The sequence below is a fragment of the Delftia sp. UME58 genome (assembly GCF_014170385.1).
In the GTDB taxonomy this organism is placed as follows: Bacteria; Pseudomonadota; Gammaproteobacteria; order Burkholderiales; family Burkholderiaceae_C; genus Comamonas; species Comamonas acidovorans.
In genome coordinates this window covers 407,274-425,139 of the sequence record NZ_LZZV01000052.1, presented here as the reverse complement: position 1 = coordinate 425,139, position 17,866 = coordinate 407,274, and the positions used below count along the sequence as shown (strand labels likewise).

The following is a 17,866-nucleotide window of genomic DNA, read 5'->3' as shown; positions in this document are numbered from 1 at the left end:
CGTCCGGGATTTGCCCGCATGCTCCCAGCTTTGGTGGCCTGCGGCTTGCGCAATCCTGCTGAAGCGAACGAAGGCCGGGTCAGCAGGTTGCCGCAATACAGCGGGCCGGACGGTTCCTAGACTGAATGCCATACCCGGAGCACGCGGCCGGCGCCGCGCGGGGATTGCAAGAAGGTCCAGATGCCATTGATCGAATCCACCATCGCCACGGGCAGCGAAAGCTACCAGGCCAACCGTGCGGCCACGCTGGGCCAGCTCGAACGCGTGCGTGCGCTGGAGCAGCGCACCGTCGGAAAATCCGAGGCCGCGCGCGAACGCCTCGAAAAGCGCGGCCAGCTGCTGCCGCGCGAGCGACTGTCCCTGCTGCTGGACCCCGGCATGCCCTTCCTGGAGCTGGGCACGCTGGCCGGCTACTGCATGGACACACCCGACCCGGAGCGCAGCGTGCCCGGCGGCGGCATCATCGCCGGCATCGGTCATGTGAACGGCGTGCGCTGCCTGGTCAAGGCCTCCGACTGCGGCATCGATGCGGGTGCGCTGCAGCCCATGGGCCTGGAAAAGACCCTGCGCATGCAGGAGCTGGCGCTGGAAAACAGGCTGCCCTATGTGCAGCTGGTGGAAAGCGCGGGTGCCAACCTCATGGCCTACCGCGTGGAGGATTTCATCCACGGCGGCAGCACCTTCCGCAATCTCGCACGGCTGTCGGCTGCGGGCCTGCCGGTGGTGACGGTCACGCATGGATCGTCCACGGCCGGCGGCGCCTACCAGACGGGGCTGTCGGACTACATCATCATGGTGCGCGACCGCTCGCGCGCCTTCCTCGCGGGGCCGCCGCTGCTGCTGGCCGCCACGGGCGAGGTGGCCACCGAGGAGGAACTCGGTGGTGCCGTCATGCATACCTCGGTCTCGGGTCTGGGCGACTACCTGGCCGAGGACGACCGCGACGCGCTGCGCATTGCGCGCTCCATCCTGGGCCAGATCGACTGGGACCGCGGTGCCGACCCGGCCACGGTGCGGCGCTCCTTCAGGCCGCCGCGCTATGACGCCGAGGAATTGCTGGGCATCATGCCTGCCGACTACAAGCGGCCCGTGGACATGAAGCAGGTGATCGCACGCATCGCCGATGGCTCGGAGTTCCTGGAGTTCGGCCGGAACTACGGCAGCGCCACGGTCTGCGGCACCCTGCGCATCGAGGGCTGGGCCGTGGGCGTTATCACCAACAACGGCCCCATCGATGCCGACGGCGCCACCAAGGCCACGCACTTCATCCAGGCCTGCTGCCAGGCGCGCACACCGCTGCTTTACCTCAACAACACCACCGGCTTCATGGTGGGGCGTGCCTACGAGGAGGGCGGCATCATCAAGCACGGCTCCAAGATGATCCAGGCCGTGACCAACGCCACCGTGCCCCAGATCACCATCTACTGCGGCGCCTCCTTCGGCGCGGGCAACTACGGCATGTGCGGGCGAGGCTTTCATCCGCGCTTTTGCTTCAGCTGGCCCAATGCCAGGACGGCTGTCATGGGGGGGGAGCAGGCGGCGCGCACCATGCGCATCGTCACCGAGGCCGGCATGCGCCGCAAGGGCGAGGTCGATGCTGCCAGGCTGGATGCGCTGGAGCGCCAGATCATCGAGCGATTCGACAGCCAGATGAGCGTTTTCACCACCAGCGCACGGCTGCTGGACGACGGCGTGATCGACCCGCGCGACACGCGCGCCGTGCTGGCCAATGTGCTGGCCATCTGCCGCGAGGCCCAGGCCCGCGAGCCGCAGGCGATGCAGTTCTCCGTCGCACGTCCCTGAGTCCTAGCCCCTTCCCGCCATGCCGCAAGCCACACCCTTTCACACCCTCCTGGTCGCCAACCGGGGCGAGATCGCCCTGCGCGTCATGCGCACGGCCCGGGCCATGGGCTACCGTACGGTGGCCGTCCATTCCAGCGCCGACGCACGGGCCGCCCATGTGCTGGCGGCCGACCAGGCCGTCTGCATCGGCGCACCGCTGCCCGCCCAGTCCTACCTGTGCGCAGACCGCATCATCGAGGCCGCACGCGCCACGGGCGCCGACGCCGTGCATCCGGGCTACGGCTTCCTGGCCGAGAACGCAGACTTCGCCAAGGCCTGCCGCGCGGCGGGCCTGGTCTTCGTCGGACCGTCGCCCGAGGCCATGCGCGCCATGGGCGACAAGGCCGGTGCCAAGCGCCTGATGATGGAGGCGGGCGTGCCCTGCATTCCCGGCTACCAGGGCGAGGACCAGTCGCAGCCGCGCCTGGCCGCCGAGGCGCAGCGCATCGGCTACCCGGTCATGATCAAGGCCACGGCCGGGGGCGGCGGGCGCGGCATGCGCCTGGTGGCGCAGGCTGCGCAGTTCGCCGAGGCGCTGGCCAGCGCCCAGTCCGAGGCCTTGCATGCCTTCGGCGATGCCACCGTGATCCTGGAGCAGGCCATCGCCAGCCCGCGCCATGTGGAGATTCAGGTCTTCGCCGACCGCCACGGCAACGTGGTGCATCTGGGCGAGCGCGACTGCTCGGTGCAGCGCCGCCACCAGAAGCTGATCGAAGAGGCACCTTCGCCCGCCGTCGATGCCGCGCTGCGCGAGCGCATGGGCGCCACGGCCGTGGCGGCCGCGCGCGCCATCGGCTACGAAGGCGCAGGCACCCTGGAGTTTCTGCTGGACGCACAGGGCGGCTTCTTCTTCATGGAGATGAACACGCGGCTGCAGGTCGAGCATCCGGTCACCGAAGCCGTCACGGGCCTGGACCTTGTGGAGTGGCAGTTGCGCGTGGCGGCCGGCGAGCCGCTGCCCGCAGCCCAGGACGCCATCCGCTTTGCAGGCCATGCCATCGAGGTGCGGCTGTGCGCCGAGGACCCTGCCAGCGGCTTCATGCCGCAAAGCGGAACCTTGCACCGCTGGGAGCCGCCACCTGGCGTGCGCGTGGAGCATGGGCTGGCCTCGGGCATGGAGGTTCCGCCCTACTACGACTCCATGATCGCCAAGATCATCGTCCACGGCGCCACGCGCGACGAGGCTGCAAGACGGCTGCGCCGCGCGCTGGGCGATCTGGTGGCGCTGGGCCTGGCGACCAACCAGGCCTTTCTGTCGCGCTGCCTGGGTCACCGTCAGTTCCTCGCGGGCGGCGCCACCACGGCCTTCATCGCCGAGCAGGGCCAGGCCTTGCTGCAGGAGGACGATGAAGCCCGGCTGGCCCGTGCCCGCGCCGTGGCCTGCTGGCTGCTGCTGGAAACCGCCTCCACCATGCCCGGGGGCGGGCCGATGGGCGACGCGGCGGGCCTGGCCCACCGCCATCCCGTGGCCATGCGCTGGGTCTTCGACGGCCAGGCGCGCAGGACCCGCATACGCCGCACGGCACCGTGCCTGTTCGAGATGCAAGAGGACGGCGCTGTGTCCCTGCTGCGCGTGGAGGACGCTCCTGCCCGGGGCCATGCGCGCTTCACGTTGAACGATGTCACCGAGGCCGTCGCCTGGGAGCGCGAAGGCAACCACCTCTGGCTGCACCTGGACGGCGCCCCCCATGCGGCCGAGGACCGCAGTCATGAACCTGCCATGCGCGCCGGTACGGCCGGCGGCGATGGCAAGGTCCGCGCGTCCCTGACCGGCCGCGTGGTCGCGTTGCCTGTGGCCGTGGGCGACACGGTGCAGGCCGGACAGTCCGTGCTGGTGGTCGAGGCGATGAAGATGGAGCATGTACACGCGGCGGGCGTGGGCGGCGTGGTGGCGGCCGTGCATGCGGCCGTGGGGGAGCAGTTGGGTGCGGGACGCCTGGTGCTGGAGATCACTGCGGCTGCGGAGCCGGCGCAGGTGCCGGTGGAACAGGGGGGCCGGTCATGAGCGAAGCCAGCGAAGTGCTGCTCGACAAGCGCGGCACGGCCTTCTGGATCACCATCCACCGGCCCGAGCGGCGCAATGCGCTCAACGCCGGCGTGCTGGCCGGCCTGCGCCAGGGCTTGCGGCAGGCGCAGGCCGATGCCGATGTGCGCGCCATCGTGCTCACGGGCAGTGGCGACACGGCTTTTTGTGCGGGCGCCGATCTGCAGCCAGGCCAGGCCTTTCGCTTCGACTTCGCCACGCCCACGCTGGACTACGCCGACCTGCTGCGCGAGGCCCATGACACACGCCTGCCCATCATCGCGCGCATCAACGGCGCCTGCATGGCCGGCGGCATGGGCCTGGCCTGCATGGCCGACATGGCCGTGGCGGCAGAGCATGCGCAGTTCGGCCTGCCCGAGGTCAGGGTGGGCGTGTTTCCCATGCAGGTGATGAGCCTGCTGAAGGACCTGGTGCCCCCGCGCGTGCTGCGCGAATGGGCGCTGTGCGGCGAGCCCTTCGACGCGCAGGAGGCGCTGCGCCACGGCCTGGTCAACCACGTTGTCCCATCGGCGGAACTCGACGACAAGACCGGCTGGCTGCTTGCGCGCCTGGCAGACAAGTCGCCCACGGCCATCCGGCGTGGCAAGTACGCCATGCGCGCCATCGCCGCCATGTCCTTCGAGCAGTCCATCGCCTTCACGGAAAGCCAGATCGCGCTGCTGGCTCAGACCGAGGACGCCCGCGAGGGTCTGGCCGCCTTCGCCGAAAAGCGCCCCACCGCCTTCACGGGCCGCTAGACAGAACTCTGGACCCCAGGAGGAGACAAACCATGCAACTGACACCTGAACATGAACAGATACGCGACACCGTCCGGCGCTGGGTGGCGCAGGAGGTCAATCCCCATGTGGACGCCTGGGAGGCCGAAGAAATCTTCCCGGCCCACCAGGTCTTCGGCCAGATGGGGCGCCTGGGGCTGCTGGGGCTGAACAAGCCCGTGGAGGATGGCGGACTGGGCCTGGACTACTCCTACGCCGCCGTGCTGGCCGAGGCCATCGCGGACATCGACTGCGGCGGCATTCCCATGGCCATCGGCGTGCAGACCGACATGTGCACGCCGGCCCTGGCCCAGCGCGGCAGCGCCGAGCTGCGCGCCGAGTTCCTGGCTCCGGCCATCCGGGGCGAGCGGGTGGGCTGCATCGGCGTGTCCGAGGTCGGCGGTGGCTCGGACGTGGCCGCCATCAGGACCACGGCGCGCCGCGACGGCGGCGACTACGTGATCAACGGCGGCAAGATGTGGATCACCAATGGCACGCAGGCCGACTTCTGCTGCCTGCTGGCCAATACCTCGGATGGCCCCGTCCACAGGAACAAGTCGCTGATCATCGTGCCCATGAAGGCGCGCGGCATCAGCGTGGCGCGCAAGATCCGCAAGATCGGCATGGACTCCTCGGACACGGCGCAGCTCTATTTCGATGACGTACGCGTGCCCCTGCGCCACTGCATCGGCGAGGAGGGCATGGGATTCATCTATCAGATGGAGCAGTTCCAGTCCGAACGTCTGTGGGGCGCGCTCAACGCCACGGCCATGGCGCAGCGCGCCATCGACCAGACCATCGATTACACGCGCGGCCGCCAGGTCTTCGGCCGGCCGCTGCTGGACAACCAATGGGTGCATTTCCGGCTGGCCGAGCTGCAGGCCGATGTCGCGGCCGTGCGGGCCCTGGCCTGGCAGGGCGTGGAGATGGTGGTGCGCGGCGAGGACGCCACGCGCGTGGCCACCATGGCCAAGCTCAAGGTCGGCCGCCTGGTGCGCGAGGTGGCCGACGGCTGCCTGCAGTTCTGGGGCGGCATGGGCTATGTGATGGAAAGCCCGGTCTCGCGCTTCTTCCGCGATGGGCGGCTGACCTCGATAGGCGCGGGCGCCGACGAAGTGATGCTGCAGGTGCTGTGCAAGTTCATGGGCATCTTTCCAAGAAATGCATGAGACGCCCCCTGGGTCGCTTTGCGCCTTCCCCTCGTGGCACGGCGCCTCCGTACTTGCTTCGCAAGGGAGGGGGACGCCAGCCTCGGTGCGGGGCGGCCCTTCCTTGCTGTCCCCTGTCCTTGGGCGCGCCAGTTTCATGCGGTGTGGATGACGCGCAGCCCTGTTGAAAACCGAGATATCGGAGCCCTTGCATGTTCGACTCCCCGCCACTGCCCCACTATTTCTCGCCCGGGCATGAAGCCTTCCGGCGCAGCCTGCGCGATTTCGTGGACCGCGAGATCTCGCCCTTCGTCAACGCCTGGGACGAGGCCGGCAGCTTCCCGCGTTCGCTGTACGGCCGCATGGCCGCGCTGGGCGCCCTGGGCCTGGGCTACCCCGAGGCGCTGGGCGGCACCGAGGCCGACGTGTTCCACCAGTTCGTCGTGGCCGAGGAGCTGGCGCGTGCGGGCTGCGGCGGGCTGTCGGCCTCGCTGACCTCGCACATCATCGGTCTGCCGCCCGTGCTGCACTGGGGCAGCGAGGCCTTGAAGCGGCGCGTCATCCCCGGCGTGCTGCGCGGCGAGCAGATCTCGGCGCTGGCCGTCACCGAGCCTGGCGGCGGCTCCGACGTGGCTGCACTCAGGACCACGGCCGTGCGCGACGGAGATCACTACGTCGTCAACGGAGAAAAGACCTTCATCACCTCGGGCATGCGCGCCGACTGGTTCACCGTGGCGGTGCGCACCGAGCCCGGCAACAAGGGGCCGGGCGGCATCTCGGCCCTGCTCATCGCCGGCGACAGCCCGGGCCTGGAACGCACCGAACTGCGCAAGATGGGATGGTGGGCCTCGGACACCGCCCACCTGCGCTTCGACCAGGTGCGTGTACCTGTCTCGCAGCTGATCGGCGAGGAGAACGCGGGCTTCAAGGTCTTCATGAACAACTTCAACAACGAGCGGCTGGTCATGTCGGCCAGCGCCTGCGCCTATGCCGAAACCTGCCTGCGCGAGGCCCTGGACTGGGCGCGCGGGCGCAGCACCTTCGGTGCGCCGCTGTCCGAGCGCCAGGTCATACGCCACAAGCTCATGGACATGTACCTGCAGATCGAGGCCGCGCGCGCCATGGTCTATGAACTGGCCTGGCGGCTGCGCGAAGGGCAGGGCCTGGCCCATGAGCTGGTGGCGCGCACCTGCCTGGCCAAGGTCATGGCCACGCGCGCCATGCAGCTGTGCGCCGACCAGGCGGTGCAGATCCTCGGCGGCATGGGCTTCATGCGCGGCACGCGCAGCGAGCGCATCTACCGCGAGGTCAAGGTCATGATGATCGGCGGCGGCTCCGAGGAAATCATGAAGGACCTGGCCGCGCGCCAGCTGGGCATCTGAAGCGGCATGGGGAGACAGCAAATGAATGGGCAAAAGACCGTGCGCATCGGCGGCGCCTCGGGGTTCTGGGGTGACAGCAAAGTGGGCGCGCCCCAGCTCGTGGACTCGGGCGGCATCGACTACCTGGTGTTCGACTACCTGGCCGAGACCACCATGGCCATCCTGGCCGCGGCCCGGGCCAGGAATCCTGCCATGGGCTATGCGACCGACTTCGTGGACAGCGCCATGGCCCAGGTGCTGCCCGAGGTCCTGCGCCGCGGCATCAAGGTGGTGTCCAACGCCGGCGGCATCCACCCCCAGGGCTGCGCCGACGCGCTGCAGGTGCTGGCCGAGTCGATGGGACTGCGCCCGCGCATCGCCGTGGTCGAGGGCGACAACGTGGCGGCACTGCTGCCCGCGATGCGGGAGCAGGGCGTGCGCGACATGTTCACGGGGGAGCCGCTGCCGGAGCAGGTGCTCAGCGCCAACGCCTATCTGGGCGCCACACCCGTGGCACGGGCGCTGGCGCAGGGCGCCGACATCGTGATCACGGGGCGCTGCGTGGACAGCGCCGTGACCCTGGGCGTGCTCATGCACGAATTCGGCTGGAGCGATACCGACCATGACCGCCTCGCGGGCGGCAGCCTGGCAGGCCACATCATCGAATGCGGCTGTCAGGCCACGGGCGGCCTCTTCACCGACTGGCAGCGCGTGCCGGACTGGCCCGGCATCGGCTATCCCGTCGTGGAGTGCGCTGCCGACGGCAGCTTCGAACTCACCAAGCCGCCGGGCACGGGCGGCCTGATCGACAGCGCCTGCGTGGCCGAGCAGATGCTCTACGAGGTAGGCGACCCCGGCGCCTACCTGCTGCCCGACGTGTGCTGCGACTTCCGCCAGGTGCGCATCGAACAGATGGATGCCCAACGGGTGCGCGTGAGCGGCGCGCGGGGCCGTGCGCCCACGGGCAGCTACAAGGTATCGGCCACGCAGCTCGACGGATACCGCTGCGCGGGCCTGCTGGCCCTCATCGGCCTGGACGCGGCGGCCAAGGCACGGCGCACGGGTGAGGCCGTCATAGAGCGCACCGGGCGCATCCTGCATGCAGCCGGCCTGCCGCCCTTCACGCGCACGGCCGTGGAGCTGCTGGGCGCCGGCACCCTGGCCGGCCCTCAGGGGGCAGGCGGCATGCAGGCCTGCAGCCGCGAGGTACTGGTGCGCATCGTCGCCGACCATGCGCAGAAACAGGCCCTGGAGATCTTTGCGCGCGAGATCGCTCCGGCCGGCACCTCGTGGTCGCCGGGCACCACGGGGCCGTCGCTGGGCAGGCCGTCTCCCTCGCCGCTGATCAAGCCCTTTTCCTTTTTGCTCGACAAGGCCCTGGTTCCCGTCTGCGTGCGCATGGAAGGCGCGCAGACCGGCGTGGCGGTGCGCACCGGCGGGCCATCCGTGCAGAACACAGGGCCTGCAAGTCCGCCTGCGCAGCCTCCGTCCTGGGTCGATCCGCACGAGGAACAGGTGGAACTGCCGCTGATACGCCTTGCCTGGGCGCGCAGCGGCGACAAGGGCGACATCGCCAACATCGGCGTCATCGCGCGCCGCCCCGAATGGCTGCCGCTGCTGTGGGCCCGGCTCACGCCCGAGGCCGTGCTGGCCTGGTTTTCCCACCTGGCCCGGGGCCCCGTGCGGCGCTACTGGCTGCCGGGCACGGCATCCATGAACCTGGTGATCGAACAGGCCCTGGCCGGCGGCGGCCCGGCCTCACCGCGCTTTGACCCGTTGGGCAAGGGCAATGCCCAGATCCTGCTGGCCATGCCGGTGCGCGTGCCGCGCTCCCTGGCGGATGGCGTGCGCTGAAGCAGGCGCAGCGCATAGACTGGCGTTTTCCCCTTACGGATGACGCAGCATGACAGCAGACCAACGCTTCGCCCAGGCAGCCCTTGAACTGGGCCACCGCTTCGACGGCGAGATCAAGATCGGCGGCAACTACGCGCCCGTGGTGCGCGACGGCCAGCAGCTGTTCGTCAGCGGGCAGATTCCCCGCGTGGGCGATGAAGTGCTCTACGTGGGGACGGTCGGCGCCGGGATCGACCTGGCATCGGCCAGAACGGCCGCCGCCGTCTGCGCCATGCGCGCCCTGGCCTTCGTGCAGCGCGCGGCCGGCTCGCTCGATGCCGTGCGCGCCATTGCACGGATCACGGTCTATGTGCGCTCGGCCCCTGATTTCACCCAGCAAAGCGAGGTGGCCGACGGCGCCTCCGACCTCATCGCCCGGGTGCTGGGCCCCGTGGGTGCGCACAGCCGAACCTCGGTGGGCGTGCTGCAGCTGCCCAAGGGCGCGGCCGTGGAGCTGGACCTGATCGCCCGCGTGGACTGATCGCGCCAGCCCCTGCAGCTATCCCTGGCCCCCGGCCGCAATCTCCTGGCGCGCCTTCCAGGCACGCAGCGCCTGGCGGTATTCATCCATGGCCAGGTCATAGCTGTCGAAGATGCAGGGGTCGCAGCCATTGCCGCAGCAGGCGTCCAGGTCGGGCTGCTCGGGCGGCTGGGGCATGGGGTCGGCGGAATCTGGAATCGGCGCGGTGGTCATGGGCTCGATTGTCCAGCAGCTCCATCCGTGGCTGCTGCGTGCGGGTCAAAGGCATGGGCGCTCCAGGGTGCAAGCTCAACTCAAACAGCGCGGCGCCGGGAAATCGATCACGCTGCGGATGATCTCGCGCATCTCCGTGATCAGCGGCCGGGCATCGTCGCGGCGCCATTGCACGGTGTAGGTCAGCGGGGCCAGCGCGCTGTGCTTTGCGGCCTCGGCGCTGCCGTCCAGCACGCGCAGGCGGCCGCGTTGCTGCAGGGCCAGCGCCCATTGCTCGGGCATGTAGGTGAAGCCCAGGCCGTCCACCACCATGCCCACCACGGCGCCCCAGCTGTTGCAGGAAAGGCGCCGCTGCACGGCCAGGCCGTGGCGGCCCAGCCAGTCGTCCAGCGTGCGCGTGGCGCCCGAGCCGGTGGGCAGGGCGATCATCAGTTGCTCGCGCACCAGGCGCCGGGGCAGGCCGGTGCCGGCGCGGGCGATGAACTCGTCGCTGGCGGCCCAGACGAAGCGCACCTGGGCGACCTGCTCGAAGGCCAGGCTGCTGCGCGAGGACGGCCCGGCAATGACCACGCAGTCCAGCTCGCCATCGACGATGCGCTGCTCCAGCACCTGGCCGATGTCGGCGTGGGGCTCCAGCTGCAGGTCGGGGTGCAGCTCGGCCACCTTCTGCACCAGCCGGGGCAGCCAGGTCAGGCCGCTGAGTTCGCCAAAGCCGATGCGGCAGCGGCCCTGCAGGCCCACGCTGCGGCCTGCCGCCTCGCGCAGCTCGGCGGCGCCGTGCAGCAGCTCGCGGATGCGCGGCAGCAACTGCTCGCCCTGGGGCGTGAGTTCGGCGGCGCGGCCGCTGCGGTCGAACAGCTGCACGCCCAGCGAGGCCTCCAGCTCCGCAATGCGCTTGGACAGCGATGAGACCGACAGGTGCACGCGGTCGGCGGCCACGCTGAAGTTCAGGCAGGTGGCAGCCCAGTAGAAGGCTTCGAGCTGTTTGAGGGTCATGGCGACATTCTTCCAAAATCGAAATATCGATTCCTATTTATTTCGCTTTTCTTTGCGATTGGGCCCTTCTACATTGGCCGGCAATGCGTGCCAACACCGTCCCCTCCGCCACCGCTCCCGCAGCCGCCGCGCCAGCCTCGGCCCGGCCGCCGCGCCGCCTGCGCCAGGTGCTGTCGCTCGATGATTTCGAGCGGCTGGCGCGGCGGCACCTGCCGCGCCCCATCCATGCCTACATCAGCGGCGCGGTGGAGGACAACGCCTCGCTGGCGGACAACCGCCGCGCCTTTGCCGAGCTGGCCTTCGTGCCGCGCGCGCTGGTGGGCGTGGCGCAGCGCGATCCCTCCTTCGAGCTGTTCGGGCGCCGCTACGGCGCGCCCTTCGGCGTGGCGCCCATGGGCATTGCCGCGCTGTCGGCCTACCGGGGCGACCTGGTGCTGGCCCGGGCTGCACAGCAGGCGGGCGTGCCGGCCATCATGAGCGGCTCCTCGCTGATCCGGCTGGAGGAGGTGATGGCGGCCGCGCCCCACACCTGGTTCCAGGCCTACCTGCCGGGCGACCAGGGCCAGATCGATGCGCTGCTGGACCGCGTGGCCGCCGCCGGCGTGCAGACCCTGGTGATCACGGTGGACACGCCCGTGGCCGCCAACCGCGAGAACAATGTGCGCGCCGGCTTCTCCACGCCGCTGCGGCCCGGACCGGCCCTGGCCTGGCAGGGCATCAGCCATCCGCGCTGGCTGTTCGGCAGCTTTCTCAAGACCCTGTGGCGCCACGGCATGCCGCATTTCGAGAACAACTATGCGCACCGGGGCGCGCCCATCCTGTCGGCCAGCGTGATGCGCGATTTCTCGGACCGCTCCCACCTGGCCTGGCCGCATCTGGCCGCCATCCGCCGGCGCTGGCAGGGGCAACTGGTGGTCAAGGGCATTCTTTCGGCCGCAGACGCCGTGCTGGCGCGCGACCATGGCGCCGACGGCCTCATCGTCTCCAACCACGGCGGGCGCCAGCTCGACGGCGCCGTGGCACCGCTGCGCGTGCTGCCCGGCATCGTGCGCGCCGTGCCCGGCCTGCCGGTGATGCTGGACAGCGGCGTGCGCCGGGGCACCGACGTGCTCAAGGCCCTGGCCCTGGGCGCGCGCTGCGTCTTCGTGGGCCGGCCCTTCAACTACGCGGCCTCGGTGGCCGGACCGGCGGGCGTGACCCACGCCATGGCCCTGCTGCGCGAGGAGGTGCTGCGCGACATGGCCATGCTGGGCGCCACGCGCCTGGACCAGGTCACGCCGGCCTGCGTGCGCCACGCGCAGGCCTGGGATGCGTTCTGAGCGGCAAGACAACGGTATCGACACAGACAACAGACACAGACGGAGACACAGCAGTGAGCAAGATTCCCGGATTCCATATCCACGCCCGGCCCGAGGCCGCCCTTGGCGATGCGCTGCTGCAGCGCTACCGCGGCTTTCCGGTCGCCAATGTCAGCGACGCCATGAGCCGCACCACGGGCACCTCGGCGCTGCGGCCCTTCCATCGCCGCCAGGGGCCGCTGGCGGGCCGTGCGCTGACCGTGCGCACGCGGCCCGGCGACAACCTGATGGTGCACCAGGCCATCGACATCTGCGGCCCCGGCGACGTGATCGTGGTGGACGCGGGCGGCGCCGGGCCCAACGCCATCATCGGCGAGATCATGCTGGCGCTGATGATGGCGCGCGGCGCGGCCGGCATCGTCATCGACGGGCTGATCCGCGACAGCGACACCATCGGCCAGCACGGCCTGCCCGTGTATGCGCGCGGCGTCTCGCACCGTGGCCCCTACAAGGACGGACCCGGCGAGCTGCATGTGCCCGTCAGCATCGACGGCATGGTCGTCCACCCCGGCGACCTGATCCTGGGCGACGGCGACGGCCTGCTGGCCGTGCCCGCCGGCGAGGCCGCCGCCATTGCCGACCGCGTGGAGGCCATACAGCGCGACGAGGCCGACGTGCTCGCCGCCATTGCCGCAGGCCGTGCCGACCGCTCCTGGGTGGCGCGCACGCTGGCCGCCAAGGGGGTGCTGTGATGGACCATCGCGTTGTCCGTTTCGACTACTGGCTGGATGCGGCCTTCGACCGCATCGTCTCGGCCGCGCCTGGCGTGCAACTGGTCACCTGCCGGCGCGAGGGCGACGATGCCGCCGCCTGGCAGGCCCTTGCCGGCGCCCGGGTCTACCAGATCACGGCCGCCAAGGACGAGCTGCCGCGCCACTGGTTCGCCACGGCGGACCTGCTGGCGCGCTGCCCCGATCTGCTGGCGGTATCTTCCAGCGGCTCGGGCTGCGACACCATCGATATCGAGGCCTGCACGCGCGCCGGCGTGGCCGTGATGAACCAGTCGGGCGGCAATGCGGACTCGGTGGCCGAGATGGCCATCGGGCTGATGCTGTCCGTGCTGCGCCGCATCAACGAATCCGACCGCCTGCTGCGCGCCCCGGGCCGGGGCTTCAGCCGGGAAGACGTCATGGGCCACGAGCTGCGCGGCCGCACCCTGGGCCTGGTGGGCGTGGGCGAGGCCGGCAGCCGCGTCGCGGCCCTGGGCCGGGCCTTCGGCATGCAGGTGATCGGCTGCGACCCGGCCTATGACGCCGCCGGCCTGGCGGCGCGCGGGGCCGAGGCCGTCGGCTTCGACGAGCTGCTGCAGCGCGCGGACATCGTCTCCCTGCACTGCCCGCGCGATGCCTCCACGCTGGGGCTGATGGACGCCGCTGCCTTTGCGGCCATGAAGCCGGGCGCCATCTTCGTGAGCACGGCGCGCGGCGGCATCCATGACGAGGCCGCCCTGCACGCCGCCCTGGCCAGCGGCCACCTGGCGGGCGCGGGGCTGGATGTCTGGGACCAGGAGCCGCCGCCCGCCTCCCATCCGCTGCTGGCCCTGCCCCAGGTGGTGTCCACCTTCCACACCGCCGGCGTCACGCACGAGGCACGGCGCAACAACGCCGAGCTGGCCGCCACCCAGATCGTGCAGTTGCTGGCCGACGGCCAGCGGCCCGCGCGCCTGGTCAATCCCGAGGTCTGGCCGCATGCGCGCGAGCGCATCGCCCGGACCCTGTTCCCGTCCCGTTGATCCCTGTCCAGCAACCACAAGCAAAGCCCGCAGGCCTCTGCAAAGGGCTACCGAGGAGACAAAGATGACACAGCAAGCAAGGCGCGCATTGTGCGCAGGCCTGGCCGCCGCCTGCATGGCGCTGCCGGCCCTGTCCCAGGCCCAGACTCAGGGCGAGGCCCCCTATCCCTCGCGCAACATCGAGATGATCGTGGCCTACGGGCCCGGCGGCGGCACCGACCTGGTGGCGCGGCTGCTGGCCCGCCATCTGGAAAAGAAGCTGGGCGGCAGCGTGGTCGTGCTCAACCGCCCCGGCGCGGGCGGCGGCATCGGCTTTGGCGAACTGGCGCGGGCCAGGCCGGATGGCTACACCATCGGCTTCATCAACACGCCCAACGTGCTGACCATCCCCATCGAGCGCAAGAGCAGCTTTCACTGGAGCCAGTACGACCTGCTGGGCAACCTGGTGGACGACCCGGGAGGCTTTGCCATCCACAACAGCAACGCCATCACCACGCTGGCGGGCCTGGCCGCCTACGCCCGGGCCAACCCCGGCGCCGTGACCGTGGGCACCACGGGCACGGGCTCGGACGACCACCTCGCCATGCTGCTCTTCGCCAAGGCCACCGGAACGCAGCTCACCCATGTGCCCTACAAGGGCGCGGGCGAGGTGCGCGCCGCCGCCACGGGCCAGCAGATCACCATCGGCGCCATCAACGTGGGCGAGGTGCTGGCCTACCAGAAGGGCGGCACTCCCATCCGCCTGCTGGGCCAGATGTCGGCCGCGCGCAGCTCGCTGGCGCCCCAGGTGCCTACGTTCAAGGAGCAGGGCATCGATATCGAGCTGGCCTCCCTGCGCGGCCTGGCCGCGCCCAAGGGCTTGCCCGAAGGCGTGCGCAAAAAGCTGGTCGATGCCGTGGCCGCCATCGCGGCCGACCCGCAGTTCAGGCAGCAGGCCGAGGCCATGTACGCGCCGCTGCGCTACCTGGCGCCGCCCGCCTACGCGGCCGAGCTGGAGCGCACCGAGGCCGGCTTTCGCAAGCTCTGGACCGAAATGCCCTGGCAGGACGGCAAGCCCTGAAGGCCCTGGCCATGCAAACCTTTGAATGGACAAGGACGACTGCCATGACCCCTCTGTCGCGCCGCAGCCTGGCTGCGCTCACCTTGTGCACGCTGGCCCTGCCCGCCCTGGCGCAAGGCCCCATCACCCTCATCGTGGGCTGGCCTGCGGGCGGCCCCTCCGACAATGTGGCGCGGCTGGCGGCCACGCGCATGAGCGAGGCCCTGGGCCAGCCCATCACCATCGACAACCGGGCCGGCGCGGGCGGCAACCTGGGCAGCGATGCGGCGGCCCGCGCAAGGCCCGATGGCAACACCATCATGCTGGCCACCGTGGCCTCGCACGGCCTGAACTCCGCGCTCTACGCCCGGCTCAACCATGACCCGCTCAAGGACTTCGCGCCCATCGGCATGATCACCACCTCGCCCAGCGTGCTGCTGGTGCCCGTGGCCTCGCCGCTGCGCTCGGTCAACGATCTGCTGGAGGCGGCGCGCGCCAGGCCGGGCCAGCTCAACTACGGCTCGGGCGGCGTGGGCTCCAGCCAGCACCTGGCGGGCGCCAGCTTCAAGCAGCTCACGGGCGTGGATGTCACCCACATCCCCTACAAGGGCACGGCCCCGGCCATGACCGACCTGATGGCGGGCCGCGTGGACTTCGTGCTCACCACGGGCGCCATCCCCTTCATCCGCTCGGGCAAGCTGCGCGCCCTGGCCGTGGCCTCGCGCCAGCGCCTGCCGGCCCTGCCCGAGGTGCCGACGTTCGAGGAAGCAGGCGTCAAGGGCTTCTACACCGACTCCTGGTACGGCCTGGTCGCCCCGGCCGGCACGCCGCGCGCGGCGCTGGAGCGCCTGAACGGCGCACTGGCCACGGCGCTGCGCAATCCCGAGGTGCAAAAGCAGTTCGTCGAGCAGGGCTCGCTGCCCGTCCAGCCCATGGGCGTGGACGCGTTCTGGCGCTTCGTGCGCGAGCAGATGCCGGTGGCGGCCGAGCAGGTGCGGGTGTCGGGGGCGCGGGCGGAGTAGGAGGGGCTGGTGCGCTCTGGTGCGGGCTGGATCGGGCTGGAGCAAGGGAAGGCCCGGTCTCAGCCCCTTCTCTCAGCCTCTTCTTCGCGCTGCCAGCCCCTGCACCACGGCCGCCAGCCGGTCGATTTCCTCGGTGGTGTTGTAGAAGGCCAGCGAGGGCCGCACGGTGGTCTCCACGCCGAAGCGCCGCAGGATGGGCTGGGCGCAGTGGTGGCCGGTGCGCACGGCGATGCCTTCGGCGTTGAGTGCCTCGCCCACCTCGGCCGTGGTCCAGCCCTTGAGCACGAAGGACAGCACGCTGGCCTTGTCGGCCGCCGTGCCGATCAGGCGCAGGCCGGGGATGGGCGCCAGCGCCTGCGTGCCGTACTGCAGCAGATCGTGCTCGTAGCGCGCGATGCGCTCCATGCCCAGGGCCTGCACGTAGTCGATGGCGGCGCCCAGGCCCACGGCGTCGGCAATGTTGCCGGTGCCGGCCTCGAAGGTGTTGGGCAGGGGCTGGTAGACGGTTTTCTCGAAGGTCACGTCGGCAATCATGTTGCCGCCGCCCTGCCAGGGCGGCATGTCCTCCAGCACCTCGCGCCGTCCCCAGACCACGCCGATGCCCGTGGGACCGAAGACCTTGTGGCCCGAGAACACGAAGAAGTCCGCACCGATGGCCTGCACGTCCACGGCCATGTGCGAGACCGACTGCGCGCCATCGACCAGGGCCCGGGCGCCCGCCTGGTGGGCCAGCTCCACGATCTGCTGCACGGGCACGACCGTGCCCAGCGCGTTGGAGACCTGGGCGACGGAGACGATCTTCGTGCGCGGGTTCAGCAGCCTGCGGTATTCATCGATCAGCACCTGGCCCGAGTCGTCCACCGGGATCACGCGGATCTTCGCGCCCTTGGCGGCCGCCAGCTGCTGCCAGGGCACGATGTTGGCGTGGTGCTCCAGGTGGGAGACGATGATCTCGTCGCCCTCGCCCACATGCTGCCAGCCCCAGCTCTTGGCCACCAGGTTGATGGCCTCGGTGGTGCCGCGCACGAAGATGACCTCGTTCACGTCGGGCGCGTTGATGAAGCGGCGCACGCGCTCGCGCGCGCCCTCGTAGGCGTCGGTGGCGCGGGCAGCGAGTTCATGGGCTGCGCGGTGGATGTTGGAGTTCTCGTGTTCGTAGAAGTGGCGGATGCGCTCTATCACCGCGCGCGGCTTGTGCGTGGTGGCCGCGTTGTCCAGCCAGGCCAGCGGGCGGCCGTTGACGCGCTCGGACAGTATGGGAAAGTCCCGGCGCACGGCATGCACGTCGAAGGGCGCCTGCACGCCGGCCGCTCCATGCCTTGTCCCCTGTGAAGCCTGCTGGCGCTGCAGCGGATGGGCCGGCGTGGTGTAGCCGGCGGGCAGCACCACGGGATCGACAAAGTAAAAGCGCGGCTCGGCCGAAGGCACGGTGGACGCAATGCCGGGCCCTTCGGTGGGCACGCCGATGCGCGGCACGGCGGGTGCCGCAGGTGCCGCAGGTGCCGCAGGTGCCGTGAACGGGAGCGCGGCCAGCGCATCCAGCGGATCGCCCTGGCGCTGGGGCACGCCCAGCACCTGCGATCCCAGGCGCGGCTCGTAGGCGGGCAGGGCGCTCACGACATGGTCGGGCACGCCGTTGCCTGCCTGGGCATGGGGCAGCAGCGCGGGCGCGCGGTGGGCCAGCGAGGCCAGCGGCGCGGGCGATGCCGGCAGCAGGTTGCTGCCCGGCGCCACGCCCTGCGGGATGGGCGTGCCCGGCACGCCGGGGCCCAGGCCTGCGGGGCTGGCCAGCGGCGAGCCGGGCGGCGCCACGTTCACGGGCGCCTGCACGCCGGCAGGCAGGCCGGGAAGACCCGGAAGACCCGGCAGGGCAGGAGCCGATCCCGGTGCGGCGGAGAACAGGGCGTTGGCCATGCGCGCCAGCGCCTCGGGGTCGAAGGGCGCCTGGGGCGCCATGGAGGTGATTGCAGACACGGTCAACG

General features: G+C 70.7%; 15 protein-coding genes. 12 read left to right on the top strand and 3 right to left on the bottom strand.

Annotation, left to right across the window (positions count from 1 at the left end; genetic code table 11):
- Positions 1 to 180 precede the first annotated feature (180 nt).
- From A9976_RS14950 to A9976_RS14920, 7 genes are all read left to right on the top strand, one after another.
- Entirely contained in the window at positions 181 to 1,803 is a 1,623-nt protein-coding gene (locus A9976_RS14950; RefSeq protein ID WP_183019664.1) for an acyl-CoA carboxylase subunit beta, read from the top strand.
- A gap of 19 nt (positions 1,804 to 1,822) precedes the next feature.
- Complete coding sequence (locus A9976_RS14945; protein WP_183019663.1) at positions 1,823 to 3,847, top strand: acetyl-CoA carboxylase biotin carboxylase subunit; 2,025 nt, start codon at positions 1,823 to 1,825, stop codon at positions 3,845 to 3,847.
- On the top strand, positions 3,844 to 4,623 hold the full coding sequence (locus A9976_RS14940; RefSeq protein WP_183019662.1) for an enoyl-CoA hydratase/isomerase family protein: 780 nt from the start codon (positions 3,844 to 3,846) through the stop codon (positions 4,621 to 4,623). Before A9976_RS14945 ends, A9976_RS14940 begins: the two co-directional genes overlap by 4 nt.
- A gap of 32 nt (positions 4,624 to 4,655) precedes the next feature.
- Positions 4,656 to 5,810, top strand: a complete 1,155-nt coding sequence (locus A9976_RS14935) for an acyl-CoA dehydrogenase family protein (RefSeq protein WP_183019661.1) — start codon at positions 4,656 to 4,658, stop codon at positions 5,808 to 5,810.
- Between the two features lie 191 nt (positions 5,811 to 6,001).
- Positions 6,002 to 7,171, top strand: a complete 1,170-nt coding sequence (locus A9976_RS14930; protein WP_183019660.1) for an acyl-CoA dehydrogenase family protein — start codon at positions 6,002 to 6,004, stop codon at positions 7,169 to 7,171.
- A 21-nt stretch (positions 7,172 to 7,192) separates the two neighbouring features.
- The gene (locus A9976_RS14925) at positions 7,193 to 9,004 is read left to right on the top strand and encodes an acyclic terpene utilization AtuA family protein (RefSeq protein ID WP_183019659.1); all 1,812 of its coding nucleotides are present in this window, start codon (positions 7,193 to 7,195) and stop codon (positions 9,002 to 9,004) included.
- 49 nt (positions 9,005 to 9,053) lie between these two features.
- The gene (locus A9976_RS14920; protein WP_183019658.1) at positions 9,054 to 9,524 is read left to right on the top strand and encodes a RidA family protein; all 471 of its coding nucleotides are present in this window, start codon (positions 9,054 to 9,056) and stop codon (positions 9,522 to 9,524) included.
- Between the two features lie 18 nt (positions 9,525 to 9,542).
- On the opposite strand, the gene A9976_RS14915 is transcribed toward A9976_RS14920, so the two are convergent.
- Both A9976_RS14915 and A9976_RS14910 read right to left on the bottom strand, forming a co-directional pair.
- Positions 9,543 to 9,737 (bottom strand): oxidoreductase-like domain-containing protein, encoded by a 195-nt coding sequence (locus A9976_RS14915; protein ID WP_183019657.1) that lies wholly within the window; start codon positions 9,735 to 9,737, stop codon positions 9,543 to 9,545.
- Positions 9,738 to 9,812: 75 nt separating this feature from the next.
- Positions 9,813 to 10,733 carry a LysR family transcriptional regulator gene (locus A9976_RS14910; RefSeq protein WP_183019656.1) on the bottom strand — a complete coding sequence of 307 codons (921 nt, stop codon included), beginning with the start codon at positions 10,731 to 10,733 and terminating at the stop codon, positions 9,813 to 9,815.
- 83 nt (positions 10,734 to 10,816) lie between these two features.
- Between A9976_RS14910 and A9976_RS14905 the strand changes: the two genes are divergently transcribed.
- The 5 genes from A9976_RS14905 to A9976_RS14885 all read left to right on the top strand — a co-directional run bounded on the left by A9976_RS14905 (position 10,817) and on the right by A9976_RS14885 (position 15,884).
- On the top strand, positions 10,817 to 12,052 hold the full coding sequence (locus A9976_RS14905) for an alpha-hydroxy acid oxidase (protein WP_183019655.1): 1,236 nt from the start codon (positions 10,817 to 10,819) through the stop codon (positions 12,050 to 12,052).
- 53 nt (positions 12,053 to 12,105) lie between these two features.
- Positions 12,106 to 12,783 carry an RraA family protein gene (locus A9976_RS14900; protein WP_183019654.1) on the top strand — a complete coding sequence of 226 codons (678 nt, stop codon included), beginning with the start codon at positions 12,106 to 12,108 and terminating at the stop codon, positions 12,781 to 12,783.
- Complete coding sequence (locus tag A9976_RS14895; RefSeq protein ID WP_183019653.1) at positions 12,783 to 13,823, top strand: hydroxyacid dehydrogenase; 1,041 nt, start codon at positions 12,783 to 12,785, stop codon at positions 13,821 to 13,823. Before A9976_RS14900 ends, A9976_RS14895 begins: the two co-directional genes overlap by 1 nt.
- Positions 13,824 to 13,887: 64 nt before the next feature.
- Entirely contained in the window at positions 13,888 to 14,883 is a 996-nt protein-coding gene (locus tag A9976_RS14890) for a tripartite tricarboxylate transporter substrate binding protein (RefSeq protein ID WP_183019652.1), read from the top strand.
- 44 nt (positions 14,884 to 14,927) lie between these two features.
- On the top strand, positions 14,928 to 15,884 hold the full coding sequence (locus A9976_RS14885; protein WP_183019651.1) for a tripartite tricarboxylate transporter substrate binding protein: 957 nt from the start codon (positions 14,928 to 14,930) through the stop codon (positions 15,882 to 15,884).
- Positions 15,885 to 15,956: 72 nt separating this feature from the next.
- Here the strand turns inward: A9976_RS14885 and A9976_RS14880 are convergent, their stop codons facing one another.
- A complete protein-coding gene (locus tag A9976_RS14880; protein ID WP_183019650.1) occupies positions 15,957 to 17,864 on the bottom strand; it encodes a family 2A encapsulin nanocompartment cargo protein cysteine desulfurase in 1,908 nt (635 codons plus the stop codon).
- Positions 17,865 to 17,866 lie beyond the last annotated feature (2 nt).